General features: G+C 60.3%; 2 protein-coding genes. Both read left to right on the plus strand.

Translation table 11 applies throughout. The features are described from left to right. The coding region (locus tag AC097L_RS25675; RefSeq protein ID WP_479589526.1) for a transporter substrate-binding domain-containing protein at window positions 1–289 on the plus strand (289 nt) is incomplete at its 5' end. A 68-nt stretch (window positions 290–357) separates the two neighbouring features. Continuing rightward, window positions 358–1,023, plus strand: coding sequence for an amino acid ABC transporter permease (locus AC097L_RS25680; RefSeq protein ID WP_479589527.1), 666 nt, complete (start codon window positions 358–360; stop codon window positions 1,021–1,023). The last annotated feature ends 100 nt before the right edge of the window (window positions 1,024–1,123 follow it).

Genomic DNA, 1,123 nt, shown 5'->3' on the forward strand with positions numbered 1-1,123 from the left:
CATCAAGGCCTACACCTCCGCACCGCTGAACCTGCAAGATTTGGCCAATGGCCGCATCGACGCCGCGCTGAACGACCGCCTGCTGGTGCCCTACATGATCAAGGAAGCCAAGCTGCCCCTGCGCCCCTCCACCGTGCTGCTGGACAACCCGCAAAAGCAGGGCATCGCCTTCCGCAAGGGCAGCCCCAAGCTGAAAGACGCGCTGGACAAGGCCCTGGGCGAGATCGTCAAGGACGGCAGCTACGCCAAGATTTCCATGAAGTGGTTTGGCGTGGACGCATCCAAGTAACGCAAATCCAATTCCTGTGACAATGCGCCCGCCCACCAGCGGGCGTTTTTGCGTGAAGGCCTTGCTAAGTGATCGACTACCTCCAACCCATCTGGGATTCCGCGCCGCTCATCGCCTGGGGCACGGCCTACACCATCGGCTATGCCTTGCTGGGCATGGTGTTTGGGCTGCCGGTGGCGCTGTTCATCACCTGGGCGCGGTTTGAAAAAATCCCGGTACTGGCGGGGTTTTTCGGCCTGTACGTGAGCTTCATGCGCGGCACGCCGCAGCTGATCCAGGCGTTTTTGATCTACTTTGGCATAGGCTCCATGGGGCTGGATTTGCCGCTGGTGGTGATCGGCACGCTGGTGCTGATCGTCAACGCCAGCGCCTACCTGTCCGAGACGCTGCGCGGTGCGCTGAACGGCATCACCCACGGCCAGTGGAGCGCGGGCCTGAGCCTGGGGCTGACCCAATTCCAGACCCTGCGCTTTGTGGTCACGCCCCAGGCGCTGCGGCTGGCGATTCCGGGCATCAGCAACACCTTGATCGGGCTGTTCAAAGACACCTCGGTGCTGTCGGTGATCACCGTGGCCGAGCTGCTGAAGATCATCAACGACGTGATTTCGGCCACCTTCAAACCCTTCACCTTCTACCTACTGGCCGCGCTGATCTACTGGTCGCTGTGCCTGGTCTACGAATACGCGGTGCACCGCCGCCTGGAAGCGCGCTACAGCAAGGCCTACGCGCGTTAAGTTTGCTATTTGATTTGTAGCTTATCGTGCTTATGGAATAAGCGCTAGAGGCCTATTTTCCTTAAATTCGGGCAGGGCTGCGGGGCCTTCACAAATGGCA

Source organism: Rhodoferax sp. RT5P35, from assembly GCF_056521385.1.